The following is a 15,089-nucleotide window of genomic DNA, read 5'->3' on the forward strand; positions in this document are numbered from 1 at the left end:
AAGGTCTGGTTCGTTCATGCGCCGATGGCGGCGAGCTCGGCCTCGATGGCCGCCTCCAGCCGCTCCCGGACCTCGGGTACCGCGATCTTCTGGATGATCTCGTGGAAGAAGCCGCGCACCACCAGACGGCGGGCCGCGTCCTCCGGGATGCCGCGGGCGCGCAGGTAGAACAGTTGCTCGTCGTCGAACCGGCCGGTCGCGGACGCGTGTCCCGCGCCGACGATCTCGCCGGTCTCGATCTCCAGGTTCGGCACCGAGTCGGCCCTGGCCCCGTCGGTGAGCACCAGGTTGCGGTTCACCTCGAAGGTGTCGGTGCCCTCGGCCGCGGCGCGGATGAGCACGTCACCCACCCAGACGGTGCGGGCATCGCCCTTCGGCGAGTGCGGGTCGCCTTGCAGCGCACCCTTGTACAGCACGTTCGACTTGCAGTTGGGCACCGCGTGGTCGACCAGCAGGCGCTGTTCGAAGTGCTGGCCCGCGTCAGCGAAGTAGAGGCCGAGCAGTTCCGCGTCGCCGCCGGGGCCGTCGTAGCGGACGTTGCCGGTCAGCCGCACCAAGTCGCCGCCGAGGGTGACCGAGGTGTGCCGCAGGGTGGCGTCGCGGCCGAGCTTGGCGTGGTGCGCGGTGACGTGGACCGCGTCGTCGGCCCAGTCCTGCACGGCCACGACGGTCAGCTTGGCGGAATCACCGAGCACGAATTCCACGTTCTCGGCGTAGGTTCCGCTGCCGCGCTGATCGATGACCACGGTGGCGTTGGCGAAGCGGTCCAGGCGGATCTGCAGGTGCCCGTAGGCGGTCTTGCCCTCGCCGGGGCCGGTGATCGTGACGGTCACCGGTGCGGCGACCTCGACCTCTTTCCCGACCGACACGATGGTGGCCTGTTCGAAGCCCGAGTACGCCTGCGCCGCAACGCGATCCGAGGGCACGCCGCCCGCGCCGAGCCGGGCGTCGGCGCGGTCGACCGTCTCCACCGTCACGCCGTCGCCCGCCGCGACCTCGACCGTCGCGCGGCCGTCGCGGACCGCGGTGCCGTCCTGCAGTCCGCGCAGGCGGCGCAGCGGCGTGAACCGCCACGCCTCGTCCTTGCCGGAGGGCACTTCGAAGGCGTTGACGTCGAACGAGGTGAAGACCTCGCCCTTGTTGAGCGCGGGGGTACGAGCCTCGGCCGCTTCGGCAACGTTCTCGATTGCCATCAGCCGACGGCTCCTTCCATCTGCAGTTCGATCAGGCGGTTGAGTTCGAGCGCGTATTCCATGGGCAGTTCCTTGGCGATGGGCTCGACGAAGCCGCGCACCACCATGGCCATCGCCTCGTCCTCGGTGAGGCCTCGGCTCATCAGGTAGAACAGCTGGTCCTCGGAGACCTTGGAGACGGTCGCCTCGTGTCCCATGGTCACGTCGTCCTCGCGGATGTCGACGTAGGGGTAGGTGTCGGAGCGGCTGATCGTGTCGACCAGCAGCGCGTCGCACTTCACCGTGGACTTCGAGCCGTGCGCGCCCTTGTTCACCTGCACCAGGCCGCGGTAGGAGGCCCGGCCGCCGCCGCGCGCCACCGACTTCGACACGATGGTCGAGGACGTGTGCGGAGCAAGGTGCAGCATCTTCGCGCCGGTGTCCTGGTGCTGGCCTTCACCGGCGAAGGCCACCGAGAGCACCTCGCCCTTGGCGTACTCGCCGGTCATCCAGACCGCCGGGTACTTCATGGTGACCTTGGAGCCGATGTTGCCGTCGATCCACTCCATGGTGGCGCCCGCCTCGGCCTTGGCCCGCTTGGTGACCAGGTTGTAGACGTTGTTGGACCAGTTCTGGATCGTGGTGTAGCGGCAGCGGCCGCCCTTCTTCACGATGATCTCCACCACCGCGGAGTGCAGCGAGTCCGACTTGTAGATCGGCGCGGTGCAGCCCTCGACGTAGTGCACGTAGGCGCCCTCGTCGACAATGATCAGCGTCCGCTCGAACTGGCCCATGTTCTCGGTGTTGATCCGGAAGTAGGCCTGCAGCGGGATGTCGACGTGCACGCCCGGCGGCACGTAGATGAACGAGCCGCCCGACCACACCGCGGTGTTCAGCGCCGAGAACTTGTTGTCGCCGGCCGGGATCACCGAACCGAAGTACTGCTGGAAGATCTCCGGGTGCTCCTTGAGACCGGTGTCGGTGTCCAGGAAGATCACGCCCTGCGCCTCCAGGTCCTCGCGGATCTGGTGGTAGACGACCTCGGACTCGTACTGCGCGGCGACACCGGCGACCAGCCGCTGCTTCTCCGCCTCCGGGATGCCCAGCTTGTCGTAGGTGTTCTTGATGTCCTCGGGCAGCTCGTCCCAGGACGCGGCCTGCTTCTCGGTCGAGCGCACGAAGTACTTGATGTTGTCGAAGTCGATGCCATCGAGATTGGAGCCCCAGATCGGCATCGGCTTGCGCTCGAAGATGCGCAGCGCCTTGAGCCGCTGCTCGAGCATCCACTCCGGCTCGTTCTTCTTCGCCGAGATGTCGCGGACAACCGCCTCGGACAGACCTCGTTGCGCGCTGGCGCCGGCCACATCCGAATCGGCCCAGCCGTAACCGTATTTGCCCAGGGAGGCGATGGCCTCTTCCTGGGTGAGCGGTTGCACCTGGTCGGTGGTCGTCGTCATTCGGCACTCCTTCCGGAGTCGTTCGTTCGTACCGCTGCGGGCTGTGCAGCGGTTGGTGCTGACGTTGTGGTGTGCGCTATCGGTGGAACCACCAGCGGCACGTGCGTGGTGCACGCGCAGTCGCCGTTGGCGATCGTCGCCAGCCGCTGCACATGCGTGCCGAGCAGCTCACGGAACGCCTCGAGCTCGGCCGCGCACAACTGCGGGAACTCCTCGGCGACGTGCGAGACCGGGCAGTGATGCTGGCAGATCTGTACGCCCGTCCCCACCTTGCGGGTGGTGGCGGCGAAACCGGCGTCGGTGAACGCCTCGGCGATCTCCTCGGCCTTGGCCTCGGTCTGCTCCGGGGTGTGCTCGGCGACCGGTTCGATCCCGGCCACGATAGTGCGTGCCCGTTGGCGGGCGAACTCGGTGATGGCCTGGTCGCCGCCGATCTTGCCGAGTTGCCGCATGGCGGCTCCGGCCAGATCGTCGTAGGCGTGGCCAAGTTTGCCCCGTCCCGCCGCGGTGAGCTGGTATTGCTTGGCCGGGCGGCCGCGACCCTTCTGCTGCCACGGCGCCGATCGGCTGGCTCGTGCCTGTCCGGACTCGATCAGGGCGTCCAGATGCCTGCGCACGCCCGCCGGGGCCAGGCCCAGCCTGCTCCCGATGGCGGTCGCGGTGATCGGCCCTTCCTCCAGCAGCAACTGGACGATGGCCGCCCGGGTATGTCCCTCGCCGCCGACCGTCGCGGGCGCAGCGGCCGACCCGGCGCCGGCCTTGCGACCGGCTCCTGCGTCGTCTCTCCGCAAACCCACGGTTTTCACAACATCAGTGTGGCGGAATTCGTTCCCGAAATCTAATAAGGGTGCCCTGAGTTCCTCACCCCACTGACCTGGGCGAATCACGCGGCGCGGAGCGGTCGCAGAGGACGGCCGCCCACCCGCCGCCTGTGCTCGTATTCCCCCGGCTGACCTGCGGATAGTCGACGCCGAACGAATCCGGTCGGCGATCGCTCGCCCCTCGCCGAACGGTCATCGCTCCGGGCGAGCGCGACCGGCCCGGTGACGAGCGAGCGGAGTGCGATTGGTCACAAGCGGCGATTACCGCACGGCGACCAGCTTCATCGGCGTCTCCAGGAGCGCGTCCACGGCCTCGTCCCACGCGACCGTGGCGGTCGTGACCAGCGCCGGATCGAAGCGGCCCGCGGCGACCAGATCGAGGACCGCGGGAATCACCGGACGGACGTGCGCGCGGCCGGTGTGGAAGGTGCAGCAGCGGCTGTACATATCGAGGATCGGCAGCGCGACATCCTGCAACTGGACGCTGACGCTGGTGCACCACCCGTCGTAGGCGGCCGCGCCGATCGCCGCGCGCAGCGCCTTCGCCCCGCCCGCCGCCTCCACGACGATCGGGAACCGGCCGACGCGAGCGTCCGGCGGACCCTCGATCGCCTCCGCGCCGAGTGACTTCGCGATCTCCAACCGCTCGGCGGAGTCGTCGAGGTAGACGACGCGAGCGGAGCCGAGGGCCACCGCGAGCCCGGCGGCGTACAAGCCGATGGAGGGGGCGGCGGGGCCGCCGATCACCAGGACTTCGGCGCCTGGGTCGGCGGCGAGTTGCGGCCCGACGCAGCGATAGGCGTCCGGGATGTTGTCGCTGGCGCTGGCCACGGCGACCGGATCGACGCCGGACGGCAGCGGGACCAGCATGGCGTCGGCGTGCGGCACCAAGGCCTGGTCGGCCCACAATCCGCCCCAGCCGAGCCCGCCCATGGCGCCCAGCCCGAAGGTGGACAGCGGCGGATGGCTCCGGCAGTTTCCGGTCCGGCCCCGCGCGCATGCCCGACAACTGCCGCAGGAGATCTGGAAGGGCACGACCACGCGATCGCCCACGGTGATGTCGCGGACCTCGGGCCCGACCGCGACCACCTCGGCGACGCCCTCGTGCCCGAACGGGTACGGCCCGGGCAGCGGGAACGCGCCCCGCAGGACGGCGGGATCGATGTCGCAGGTGGCCAGCGCGACCGGCCGCACCACGGCCTGGCCGGGCCCGCTCAGTTCGGGTTCGGGGTGTTCTTCCCAGCGCATTTCGCCGGGACCGGTGAGCATCAGACGCTTCATCGTCCGAGTGTCGCTAGAACGTTCTTTCTAGTCAAGGTTTACGCCGTCTCTCCCTGTTCGTGGGGCATTTCCGAAATTTTTCCGGTCGCTGCCGGGCCCGGCGCATCATCTGATGCGGCTCCGGCGCCGTTCGCGGCGAACGTCGAGCGGATCAACCGTTCCATGGAATCCGCCACGGTCCGCAACGGCGCGTCCGACTGCCTGATCCGGGCCAGAATCGTGGCGCCCTCATAGGCGGCGACCACGGTCGTGGCCAATGCCGCGGCTTCTTCCCCGCCGAGGCCCAGCTCGGTGAGCAGCCCGGCGAAAGCCTGCTCCATCGCGTCGAAGGCGCGGACGCAGGCCGAGCGCACCGCGTCGACGTCGCTGCCGCCGTCCAGCGCGGGCGTCCCGATCGGGCACCCGTCGGTCCAGTCCGAGTCCGCCAGCTTGGCGATCATGAATTCGAACAGCGTCGCCATGGTGGCGAACACGTCGTTCGGAGCCTGCCGGATCATCCGGCCGGTCAACACCCCGGTGCCGGTGATCGCGGCGACCGCGATCTCCTCCTTGCCGCCGGGGAAGTGGTGATAGATCGAGCCGTACGGCAGTTCGGCCGCTTCGCTCAACGCCTTCAGCCCGAACCCGTGGTACCCGTGCCGCGCCAGCAGCCCGCACGCGGCGACCTCGATCCGACGCCTGGACTCCGAAACCATGCGTCGATTGTGCCCCGGCAACGGGAGGGGTCCAGATCGGAACCAGCGGTGCCCGTTCGCGGTGGGCGCCCGCCACCCGAACTAGGCTTCGTCTCGTGGCGGTACTGGAGGGCGCGCGGCGCAGGACACTGGCGTTCGGGCGCCGGGCACTCGGACTCGACGTGCCCACGCCCGATCAGACCATCGCGGTGCTGCATCGGGACGAATCGGAAGTACCCGGCCTCGACCGCAAAGAGCTGGCACAGCTGGACCGGATCCGCCTCATGGGCGCGACGGGCACCGTGCTGATGGCGATCAGCGCGCTCGGCATCGGCGCGCAGCCGGTGCACCAGAACCCGACCTCCGGCGTCCGCGTGCTCGGCATCTTCGCCCGCGCGCACACCGGCTCGCTGGCCATGTGCATGACCGGCACCGTCGTGGTGGTGCTGGCCTGGCTGCTGCTGGGCCGGTTCGCGGTGGGCGGCATCGGCGGCTCCCCCATCCACCGGCTGACCCGCTCGCAGCTGGATCGCACGCTGTTGCTGTGGATCATCCCGCTCTCCGTGGCGCCGCCGCTGTTCAGCAACGACGTGTACTCCTATCTCGCGCAGAGCGAGATCGCCGCGCGCGGCATCGACCCCTATGAGGAGGGGCCGGTGGCGGGGCTGGGGATCGACAACGTCCTCACCAACAACGTTCCGACCATTTGGCGTGATACGCCCGCGCCTTACGGTCCGCTATTCCTCTGGATCGGTCGCGGGATCGCCGAACTCACCGGCGACAACATCATCGCGGGCGTGTGGGTGCACCGGCTGCTGGCGCTGGGTGGTGTCGCGCTGATCGTCTGGGCGCTGCCGCGGTTGTCGGTGCGCTGCGGCGTCGCGCCGGTGAGCGCGCTGTGGCTCGGCGCCGCCAACCCACTGGTGCTGTTCCACCTGGTCGGCGGCGTGCACAACGACGCGCTCATGCTCGGGCTGATGCTGGCCGGACTCGAGTTCTGCCTGCGCGCCATCGAGGACACCCACCCGTTCGACGGCCGCGCCTACGCCTGGCTGATCAGCGGCGCGGTCATCATCACGCTCTCCTCATCGATCAAATTCACCTCGATCATCGCGCTCGGCTTCGTGGGGATGGCGCTGGCCCGCCGCTGGGGCGCCTCCCTGCGCACCGTCGCCATCGCGGCCGCCATGCTCGGCGCGATAGCCATCGGTACAACCCTTTTCATCAGTTCGGTGAGCGGGCTCGGCTTCGGCTGGATCTACACCCTCAACACGGCCAGCGTGGTGCGCAGCTGGATGTCGCTGCCGACGGTGCTGGGCATCATCACCGGATTCGGCGGCGTGCTGCTCGGACTCGGCGACCACACCACGGCGCTGCTGAGCATCACCCGCCCGATCGCGGCGCTGGTCGCGGGCTTCTTCACGGTGCGCATGCTGGTGGCCACCGGCACGGGTCGGCTGCACGCGGTGGGCGCGCTCGGCGTGGCGCTGGGCGCCATCGTGCTGCTGTTCCCGGTGGTGCAGCCGTGGTATCTGCTGTGGGCGATCGTGCCGATGGCCGCGTGGGCCACCCGCCCGGTGTTCCGCGTTCCGGCGGTGGCGTTCTCGGCGATCGTGAGCGTGATCCTGATGCCGCGCGGCGCCGATCTGGAGGTGTTCCAGATCGTGGGCGCCGCGATCGCCACGGTGATCGTCGGGGTGCTGTTCATCGTGATCACGCGCAACGCGCTGCCCTGGCGCGGGCAGACGGGGGTGTCGGCTCCGTCACAGGTGCCCGCCTCTTACGGTGTGACATCGTGACCGAGCGCAGCGAGGGAACCATTGGACACCGCACCAACGGGCACGACGCAGCCGAACGCCAGCGAGGCGGAGTCGTGACCGTGCGCAGCGAGGGAACCATCAACACAGCACCTTTGGGCGCGACGCAGCCGAACGCCAGCGAGGCGAAGTCGTGACCACATCCGGGCCCGCCGTTCGCGTCGACGGTGTCGTCAAACGCTACGGCGAGACGGCGGCGGTGGACGGCTTGACGTTCGACGTCGAACCAGCGCAGGTGCTCGCGCTGCTCGGGCCGAACGGGGCGGGCAAGACCACGACGGTGGAGATGTGCGAGGGATTCGCCGCGCCGGACGCGGGCGCGGTGCGGGTGCTGGGCCTGGACCCGATCGCCGATTCCGAACGGCTTCGTCCCCGTATCGGCGTCATGCTCCAAGGCGGCGGCGCGTATCCGGGCGCGCGAGCGGGCGAAATGCTGGACTTGGTGGCCGCCTACTCGGCCGATCCGCTCGACCCCGACTGGCTGCTGCGCACGCTCGGTCTCCAGGACAACCGGCGCACGCCTTACCGTCGTCTCTCCGGCGGCCAGCAGCAGCGCCTCGCACTGGCCTGCGCCCTGGTGGGCAAGCCGGAGATCGTGTTCCTGGACGAGCCGACCGCGGGTCTGGACGCCCAGGCCAGGCTGATGGTCTGGGAACTCATCGATGCCCTGCGCCGGGACGGGGTCACCGTCGTGCTGACGACGCACATGATGGACGAGGCCGAGCAGCTCGCCGATCACCTGGTGATCATCGACCACGGCCGCATCGTCGCCTCCGGCACTCCGGCCGAGGTCACCGCGCACGGGGCCGCCGGGCAGCTGCGGTTCTGCGCGCCGGCCAAACTGAACTTGGAGCTGTTGAAGGCGGCGCTTCCGGAAGGCTTCGCGCCCAGGGAGACCGCGCCGGGCACGTATCTGGTGGAGGGCGAGATCACTCCGCAGGTGCTCGCGACCGTCACCGCGTGGTGCGCGCGGATGGACGTGCTGGCCACCGACATCCGGATCGATCAGCGCCGTCTCGAAGACGTCTTCCTGGAACTGACCGGACGGGATTTGCGGGGATGAGCACGCACGATTCGACCGCCAACCGCTTCACGCCTGGCACCTTCACCCCCGCCCCGCGCCCAAGTTCCCGCGCCGCGATGATGCTCGCGCAGACCCGGCTGGAGCTGATCCTGTTGCTGCGCAACGGCGAACAGCTGCTGCTGACCATGTTCATCCCGATCACGCTGCTGATCGGTCTGAGCCTGCTGCCGTTCGGCGATCTGGGCACGCACCGGGTGGACACGATCGTGCCCGCGGTGATGATGGTGGCCGTGATGTCCACCGCGTTCACCGGTCAGGCCATCGCGGTCGGCTTCGACCGTCGCTACGGGGCGCTCAAGCGGCTCGGCGCGACGGCGCTGCCGCGCTGGGGCGTCATCGCGGGCAAGAGCGCGGCGGTGCTCATCGTGGTGGTGCTGCAAGCGGTCCTGCTCGGCCTGATCGGCGTCGCGCTGGGCTGGCGACCGGAACCCGTCGGGCTACTGCTCGGAGCGGCGGTGATCGCGCTCGGCACCGCCACCTTCGCGGCGATGGGCCTGCTGCTCGGCGGCACGCTCAAGGCCGAGGTGGTGCTCGCGCTGGCGAACATCCTGTGGTTCGTCATGCTCGGCATCGCCAGCATCGTGTTCGCCCGAGACGACCTGCCGACCGCGGTGAGCGTGCTGGCCCGGCTGGTGCCCTCGGGCGCGCTGGCCGTCGCCTTGGAGGACGCGATGCGCACCAGCGTCGACTGGTTCGGCCTGGCCGTGCTGGCGGCGTGGGGCGCGGTGTCCGGTGTCCTCGCGACCCGGCTGTTCCGCTTCCAGTGAGCCATCCAACGACGGAATGTAGTAGACCGGGTGCGGCGGCAGGATCGGGCCGGGCTACCATTTTCGACGTGCTGTATCGCGCGTTCCTGCGACTCGTCGACAAGCTGCCGCTGCCCGCACTGCGGGTGCAGCGCCTGATCGCGGTCGCGGTGATCCTCTCCCAGGCGGGCATCTCGGTCACCGGCGCTGTCGTGCGAGTCACCGCGTCCGGTCTCGGTTGCCCCACCTGGCCGCAGTGCTTCCCCGGCAGCTTCACGCCGGTCGCCGTGTCGGAGGTTCCTGCCATCCACCAGGCCGTCGAGTTCTCCAATCGGCTGCTCACCTTCGTCGTCTCGCTGTGCGCCGGGCTCGTCGTGCTCGCGGTGACCCGGGCGCGGCGACGCCGCGAAGTGCTGGTGTACGCGTGGCTGATGCCCGGCGGCACGGTCGTGCAGGCGATCATCGGCGGTATCACGGTCCGCACCGGCCTGCTGTGGTGGACCGTCGCGACGCACCTGATCGCGTCCATGGTGATGGTCTGGCTCGCGGTGGTGCTGTACGCGAAGATCGGCGAACCCGACGACGGCGTCGACACCGTGCAGGCGCCCGCGCCGCTGCGCTGGCTCACCGGACTCACCGGCGTCGCGCTCGGCGCCGTCTTGATCGCGGGCACCCTGGTGACCGCGGCGGGTCCGCACGCGGGTGACAAGAGCATCGAGCGGCCCGTCGAGCGGCTGCAGGTCGAGATCGTCACGCTGGTACACCTGCACTCGCAGCTGCTGGTGGGATACCTCGCGCTGCTGATCGGCCTGGCGTTCGGCCTGTTCGCCGTCGGCATCACGCCCGCGGTGCGCACCCGGCTGCTGGTGCTGCTCGGATTGGTCTGCTCGCAGGCGCTGGTCGGCGTCGTGCAGTACTTCACCGATGTGCCCGCGGCGCTGGTCGTCGTGCACGTCGGCGGGGCCGCGGCCTGCACCGCCGGTACCGCGGCGCTGTGGGCATCGCTGCGCACCAGGGAGCGGGTCGGCGCACCCGCCCCCGCTACGCAGGCGGCCTGAACCACGTCCCCGGGTACCGTGGTCGTCCGTGTCCGCGCCTGACCCGGAACCCCGAGCACCCCAGCCGTTTCCCGACCTCGACCCGCACGCCCACGGGCTGCTCGACGTCGGAGACGGCCAGCGCGTCTACTGGGAGACCAGCGGTAATCCGACCGGCAAACCGGCACTGGTCGTGCACGGCGGCCCCGGCGGTGGAGGACGGCGGGGCGCGCGGAAGTCGTTCGACCCGTGGGTCTACCGGATCGTCCTGTTCGATCAGCGCGGGTGCGGGGAGAGTCTTCCGCACGCTTCCGACCCTGCGGTCGACATGGCGCACAACACCACCGACCACCTGATCGCCGATATGGAACGGTTGCGCGAGCACCTCGGCATCGATCGATGGCTGCTGTACGGCGGTTCCTGGGGGTCGACGCTGATCCTCGCCTACGCCCAGCGCTACCCGGAGCGGGTCAGCGAGATCGTGCTCGTCGGGGTCACGATGACCAGGCCCGAAGAGATCGACTGGCTCTATCGCGGCGTGGCGCGGCTGCTGCCCGAGCAGTGGGAGACCTTCCGCGCCGGTGTTCCCGTCGCCGACCGCGACGGCGACCTCGTCGAGGCTTATCGCAAACTGATGGAAAGCCCCGACGCGGCGACGCGGGAGCTGGCGTCGCGGCGCTGGTGCGCCTGGGAGGATGCCGTCATCGCCCATGAAGGCCTCGGCAGCCCAGGGCAATACAGCGCCAAGCCGGACGCGGCGCAACTGGCTTTCGTCCGGATCTGCACGCATTACTTCGCCAACGCCGCCTGGCTGGAGGACGGGCAATTACTGCGGGACGCCGACCGGCTCGCGGGGATCCCCGGCGTGCTGATCCACGGCAGGCTCGACCTGAGCGGTCCGCTGTACACGGCCTGGCAGCTGGCGCAGGCGTGGCCCGACGCAGAACTGCAGGTCATCGAGGATTCCGGGCACACAGGAAGCCCGGCCATGCGCACCGCCGTCCTGCGGGCCATCGACCGGTTCGCCTGCTGAGGGCGATGACGGCGCGGGACGGGCAACTCGTCACCCGTCTCGGTGTCGGTCTCGGACCAGCAATCGGTCCCCGCCGAACGTCTGGTTCGGCGGAACGAAGGTCTTAGGTCCCTGCCATCGAGGCCCGGCGACCCCGTTGCGCGCGGGTGGTCGGCTGCAAATGTGAAATCAACCACGTCGCAGCGATCACCCGGAGAACAGATGAGCCCGCTCGCCGACCGTCAGTCGATCGTCGTCGGAATCGACGGCACCGCCACCGCGCTGGCGGCCGCCCGCTGGGCGGGTGCCGTCGCGAACCGCCTGCGCGCCCCCCTTGTGCTGCTCGGTGTCGCTCCCACCATCGACTACCCGCTGACCTCGTCGACCGCGATCAACCTGGTGCCCGAACTCCGGGCCGCGGCGAAGAACAAGCTCGACGAGGCGGTCGAGGCGGTACGCGCCGATCAGCCTCGGCTGGATATCCGCCAATTCGTCGAAGACGGCATGCCCGCACGCAAGCTGATCGAGCACAGCGCCGTCGCCCGCATGATCGTCGTCGCGGCGAACTTCAGTGACCGGCTCACCACTTTGCTCCTGGGATCGACCACCCTGACGGTCGCGAACAAGGCGGCCTGCCCGGTGACGGTATGGCGTGGCAGCACCGACGAGCCGCTGCCGGACGGGCGCCCTGTGCTGGTCGGCGTCGACGGCAGCCCCGCCAGCACCGCCGCGGTCGGCGAGGCGTTCGAGCTGGCGGCGGCGCTGGACGTGGAGGTCATCGCGTTGCACGCCTGGAACGACCCCGACCTGCTGCAGTGGACGCCGGTGCCCGACGCCTGGGAGACACTGGCCCAGCAGGAGGAGGAACTGCTGTCCGAGCGCATGGCCGGGTGGAGCGAGAAGTACCCGGATGTCACCGTCACCAAAGTGGTCCAGAAGAACACCCCCGCACAGGCGCTGCTCGAATTCGCCGCGAGCACGCAGCTGGTGCTGACCGGCAGCCGCGGGCACAACCGCCTCACCGGGCTCCTGGTCGGGTCGACCAGCCAGAATCTCCTGCACCACGCCCCTACCCCGGTCGTCATCTGCCGTGAACGGTAGCGCACGGAGGAGCCCGGACCTCATGCCCGACAAGCCACCCGACAACCGCGACAGGGAACTCGCTCCCCTCGCTCCGATCGCACTGGTACTCGGCCTGGTGATGATCGTCGCCGCACTCCTCGCCGTAGTCGAAATCCCCAGATGGGCAGTGGATTACGGGATCATGGTGGTCGCCGTGAGTGTCCTCTACCTCGGCGTCGCCGCACGGCTGGTGTACTGGAGTGTTGGCCAGCTGCGGAATCGCTAGCGACTGACTCGCGCGCGTTCACGGTTCGCAGAACAATCACACGCCAGGTCGCACTGGTTCACGCACATCCCGCCCAGGTGGCGCCTGAGCAATCGGTGCGCTCGCCAGCTACAGCGTCTCAGCAACGTCCCGTGCATCGGTCTGCCAGAATGCTGCACATGAGTGCGGAATACGCGGGGCTCATCGTCTGGGACGTCGACGGCACCCTGATTCCTGCCGACCTCCGTTGGCTCCGAAGAGCTGTCGCGCGTACGTATGCAATCCAAGAAGCGGATGTCATCTTCCCCTCTGCACGGGTGCACGGCTACACCGACGAGTCCATCGTCGTGGACACAGCCATCTCTTCAGGTATCTCTCCCGAGTTGGCCGAGCTCGGAATCGAACGTTTTCCTCGAGAGCTGGCGCAGGTCATGACTGAGGGCGAGCAAGAATTCGTGCGAGATCAACCTCCGTATCCGGGAACAGCCGATGCAATCTCCTCTCTGGACGAGTACGGGTTCGTTCAGACCGTTCTGACCGGGAATCTCCGTGCCGCTGCGGAATTCAAGCTCAGGGTTGCCGGTCTGGATTCGCACTTGGACCTGGATATCGGCGGATTCGGGTCCGATGCGAGAGACAGATTCGAGCTTCCCGCAGTGGTCGCCAAGCAATTTGCCGCGCGGTATGGCGATGCGCTCGACGCTGCACGAACAGTTGTCATCGGTGATGCGCCGAACGATATCGCTTGCGCCCGGCACGCCGGATTCCGTGTTATCGCCGTCGCGCACCGGATCGGTCGTGACGAACTCGCGCAACACTCACCCGATGCGATATTGGATGACCGGGAATCGAATTCCGTACTTCCTACGGTGCAATCATTGATCGGCCGCAGTTGATCATCCTGTGCGGCGGCTTGCTGCCACGGCATCGGTGTACAGCTCGGTGGTGAGCTGATCGGAGGAGATGCCGAGCACGGCCAGCACCGCACGGAGATCGGCGAGTGCGTTGTCGAGGTCCTCCTCGGTGTCGACCTGAGTCTCCAGTTCCAGGAACGTTCCCTCGATCTCAGGGACTGTGACTACCGTTGCGAGCATTTCGCGGCCAGCGGCGGTGAACTGATGATTTTCGCACTGCTTGGTGAAGGAGATCTGCGGGCGGTAGCCCAATCGCCGGATGATCTGCTCCATCACGTCGGGCGCTGATGAGCGATGAGGAGGCAGCTGAGCTGCTGATTGGGCACCGTTATTTCCGGCCGCACGTCACACCGATTCAACTGCTCAATCGAGCGACCGACCCGATGTTGCCGAAGGTCAAGCCGCACACTTTCGAGATGCTGAGGCTCCTGGACGGGAGAGGCCTGACCAATTCCCCGATACACCGGATTGAGCCGAGCCTGCGAGGGGTCTTGCATCACGCGTTTGGCCGGACGCTAGAGCATGCCGTTTCTCATGCGGAGCGGATTGTCTGAAATGGAGTCGAGAGTGATCGAGGCCGCTGACTGTCGAGGGACCGGTTACGGCCGACGCATTGCGCTCGTGGCTGATCAAGCCGCATCAGCCGGTGACGCCGATCGTGACGCGCAAGGTGCACGGCATCACCAACGCCGACCTCGCGGACTGCCCGCCGTGGCACGAAGTCGCTGAGGAGATCGACTCGGAGCTGTTCGGGCGAGTGCTGGTCGCCCACAACGCCGCCGTCGAACGGCGAGTCCTCGCGGCGCACCTTCCCGCTGTATCGACGCCAGATCAGGATGCTGCTGGTTCGCAGCACACTCGAAGACGCCGAACCATTAGTAGCATGCACGCTAGCCATGGCGCCCGACCTGGTGGAGATGCGCGACCGCTTCCCGAAGTTGACCCGACTGTGGGATCAAGTCCATGACGACTTCTGGAACACCTACCGTCCTCCGACCTGCCTTCGCTCTATGTCCGGGGCTTACGGAGACCCGGCCAGATGACCAACCGGCTTGGGGATTCGAGGAACCGAGCCCGCGCTGCGCCTCAGGGAAGTTCTTGCGCGCGTACTCCTCGTTGGTGGACCCCGCAATTCGCGATAACCCGGACGCCGGGACGGTTGATCTCCTCGACGGCCGACCGTGGACATCAGTTCGCGGTCTCGTCACCTGAACGGAACCGACAATCGTGACAGTATCTAGACCATGCCGATCGCCACCAGTTCGTTCGACCACGCGCGCTTGACAGTGACCGACATCAAGAGATCGCGGGCCTTCTATGACGCCGTCTTCGGCTGGCCGATCGCGTGGGAGTGTCCCGCGGACGCAGACGAAGCCACACGTGAGCGATTCGGATTCCTCTTCGGCGGCGTGATCTATCAGATGGGGGATGCACTGCTCGGACTTCGCCCGGTCGCAAGCGACGAGTTCGACGAAGATCGAGTAGGACTCGACCATCTCGCCTTCTCCCTTGCCACCCGGTCGGATCTCGATGCGGCGGCTGCCCTGCTCGACGAACTCGGCATCGCTCACGAGGGCGTGAAAGACCTCGGTCCCATGTACATCCTGGAATTTCGCGATCCAGACAACATCGCGCTGGAATTGGTCGTACGCAAGCGATAATCGAGCAGGCACGGCACCGCAGATGCGCATCGCCGCTCCCACACAAACGGCCGGGCAGACACCGCGGCCGCAACCAGCTCGAGGTC

General features: G+C 68.2%; 16 protein-coding genes. 10 read left to right on the top strand and 6 right to left on the bottom strand.

Going from position 1 to position 15,089, the window contains the following annotated elements; all coding sequences use genetic code 11:
- Window positions 1–14: 14 nt before the first annotated feature.
- The 5 genes from sufD to ON34_RS15365 all read right to left on the bottom strand — a co-directional run bounded on the left by sufD (window position 15) and on the right by ON34_RS15365 (window position 5,426).
- Entirely contained in the window at window positions 15–1,193 is a 1,179-nt protein-coding gene (gene sufD / locus ON34_RS15345; RefSeq protein WP_040779902.1) for a Fe-S cluster assembly protein SufD, read from the bottom strand.
- A complete protein-coding gene (sufB, locus tag ON34_RS15350) occupies window positions 1,193–2,629 on the bottom strand; it encodes a Fe-S cluster assembly protein SufB (RefSeq protein WP_040779903.1) in 1,437 nt (478 codons plus the stop codon). The genes sufD and sufB overlap by 1 nt, the downstream gene beginning before the upstream one ends.
- On the bottom strand, window positions 2,626–3,435 hold the full coding sequence (locus ON34_RS15355; RefSeq protein ID WP_040779904.1) for a helix-turn-helix transcriptional regulator: 810 nt from the start codon (window positions 3,433–3,435) through the stop codon (window positions 2,626–2,628). The genes sufB and ON34_RS15355 overlap by 4 nt, the downstream gene beginning before the upstream one ends.
- A gap of 276 nt (window positions 3,436–3,711) precedes the next feature.
- Window positions 3,712–4,731, bottom strand: coding sequence for a zinc-dependent alcohol dehydrogenase (locus ON34_RS15360; RefSeq protein WP_040779905.1), 1,020 nt, complete (start codon window positions 4,729–4,731; stop codon window positions 3,712–3,714).
- A 38-nt stretch (window positions 4,732–4,769) separates the two neighbouring features.
- Window positions 4,770–5,426, bottom strand: coding sequence for a TetR/AcrR family transcriptional regulator (locus ON34_RS15365; RefSeq protein WP_083889467.1), 657 nt, complete (start codon window positions 5,424–5,426; stop codon window positions 4,770–4,772).
- A 95-nt stretch (window positions 5,427–5,521) separates the two neighbouring features.
- Between ON34_RS15365 and mptB the strand changes: the two genes are divergently transcribed.
- The 9 genes from mptB (at window position 5,522) to ON34_RS15405 (ending at window position 13,324) form a co-directional block, all read left to right on the top strand.
- The gene (gene mptB, locus ON34_RS15370; RefSeq protein WP_040779907.1) at window positions 5,522–7,204 is read left to right on the top strand and encodes a polyprenol phosphomannose-dependent alpha 1,6 mannosyltransferase MptB; all 1,683 of its coding nucleotides are present in this window, start codon (window positions 5,522–5,524) and stop codon (window positions 7,202–7,204) included.
- A complete protein-coding gene (locus ON34_RS36090) occupies window positions 7,201–7,359 on the top strand; it encodes a hypothetical protein (RefSeq protein ID WP_157172311.1) in 159 nt (52 codons plus the stop codon). The genes mptB and ON34_RS36090 overlap by 4 nt, the downstream gene beginning before the upstream one ends.
- The gene (locus ON34_RS15375; RefSeq protein WP_040779908.1) at window positions 7,356–8,285 is read left to right on the top strand and encodes an ABC transporter ATP-binding protein; all 930 of its coding nucleotides are present in this window, start codon (window positions 7,356–7,358) and stop codon (window positions 8,283–8,285) included. Before ON34_RS36090 ends, ON34_RS15375 begins: the two co-directional genes overlap by 4 nt.
- A complete protein-coding gene (locus tag ON34_RS15380; RefSeq protein ID WP_040779909.1) occupies window positions 8,282–9,073 on the top strand; it encodes an ABC transporter permease in 792 nt (263 codons plus the stop codon). The genes ON34_RS15375 and ON34_RS15380 overlap by 4 nt, the downstream gene beginning before the upstream one ends.
- A 68-nt stretch (window positions 9,074–9,141) precedes the next feature.
- Entirely contained in the window at window positions 9,142–10,110 is a 969-nt protein-coding gene (locus ON34_RS15385) for a COX15/CtaA family protein (protein ID WP_040779910.1), read from the top strand.
- A gap of 28 nt (window positions 10,111–10,138) precedes the next feature.
- The gene (pip, locus tag ON34_RS15390; protein WP_040779912.1) at window positions 10,139–11,122 is read left to right on the top strand and encodes a prolyl aminopeptidase; all 984 of its coding nucleotides are present in this window, start codon (window positions 10,139–10,141) and stop codon (window positions 11,120–11,122) included.
- Window positions 11,123–11,323: 201 nt separating this feature from the next.
- A complete protein-coding gene (locus tag ON34_RS15395) occupies window positions 11,324–12,202 on the top strand; it encodes a universal stress protein (RefSeq protein WP_040779914.1) in 879 nt (292 codons plus the stop codon).
- Between the two features lie 22 nt (window positions 12,203–12,224).
- Window positions 12,225–12,449: a hypothetical protein gene (locus ON34_RS15400; RefSeq protein ID WP_040779915.1), complete on the top strand. Its 225-nt coding sequence runs from the start codon at window positions 12,225–12,227 to the stop codon at window positions 12,447–12,449.
- A gap of 158 nt (window positions 12,450–12,607) precedes the next feature.
- Complete coding sequence (locus ON34_RS15405; RefSeq protein WP_040779980.1) at window positions 12,608–13,324, top strand: HAD family hydrolase; 717 nt, start codon at window positions 12,608–12,610, stop codon at window positions 13,322–13,324.
- Here ON34_RS15405 and ON34_RS15410 read toward each other — a convergent pair whose 3' ends face one another.
- Complete coding sequence (locus ON34_RS15410; protein WP_218003894.1) at window positions 13,325–13,618, bottom strand: CYTH domain-containing protein; 294 nt, start codon at window positions 13,616–13,618, stop codon at window positions 13,325–13,327.
- 968 nt (window positions 13,619–14,586) lie between these two features.
- Between ON34_RS15410 and ON34_RS15420 the strand changes: the two genes are divergently transcribed.
- Entirely contained in the window at window positions 14,587–15,003 is a 417-nt protein-coding gene (locus ON34_RS15420; protein WP_040779918.1) for a VOC family protein, read from the top strand.
- The last annotated feature ends 86 nt before the right edge of the window (window positions 15,004–15,089 follow it).

Source organism: Nocardia pneumoniae NBRC 100136 (genome assembly GCF_000308755.1).
In the GTDB taxonomy this organism is placed as follows: domain Bacteria; phylum Actinomycetota; class Actinomycetes; order Mycobacteriales; family Mycobacteriaceae; genus Nocardia; species Nocardia pneumoniae.

Coding starts and splice junctions, on each gene's coding strand:
- sufD (WP_040779902.1), bottom strand. CDS start 1,193: ATGGCAATCGAGAACGTTGCCGAAGCGGCCGAGGCTCGTACCCCCGCG.
- sufB (WP_040779903.1), bottom strand. CDS start 2,629: ATGACGACGACCACCGACCAGGTGCAACCGCTCACCCAGGAAGAGGCC.
- ON34_RS15360 (WP_040779905.1), bottom strand. CDS start 4,731: ATGAAGCGTCTGATGCTCACCGGTCCCGGCGAAATGCGCTGGGAAGAA.
- ON34_RS15365 (WP_083889467.1), bottom strand. CDS start 5,426: ATGGTTTCGGAGTCCAGGCGTCGGATCGAGGTCGCCGCGTGCGGGCTG.
- ON34_RS15380 (WP_040779909.1), top strand. CDS start 8,282: ATGAGCACGCACGATTCGACCGCCAACCGCTTCACGCCTGGCACCTTC.
- ON34_RS15395 (WP_040779914.1), top strand. CDS start 11,324: ATGAGCCCGCTCGCCGACCGTCAGTCGATCGTCGTCGGAATCGACGGC.
- ON34_RS15400 (WP_040779915.1), top strand. CDS start 12,225: ATGCCCGACAAGCCACCCGACAACCGCGACAGGGAACTCGCTCCCCTC.
- ON34_RS15405 (WP_040779980.1), top strand. CDS start 12,608: ATGAGTGCGGAATACGCGGGGCTCATCGTCTGGGACGTCGACGGCACC.
- ON34_RS15420 (WP_040779918.1), top strand. CDS start 14,587: ATGCCGATCGCCACCAGTTCGTTCGACCACGCGCGCTTGACAGTGACC.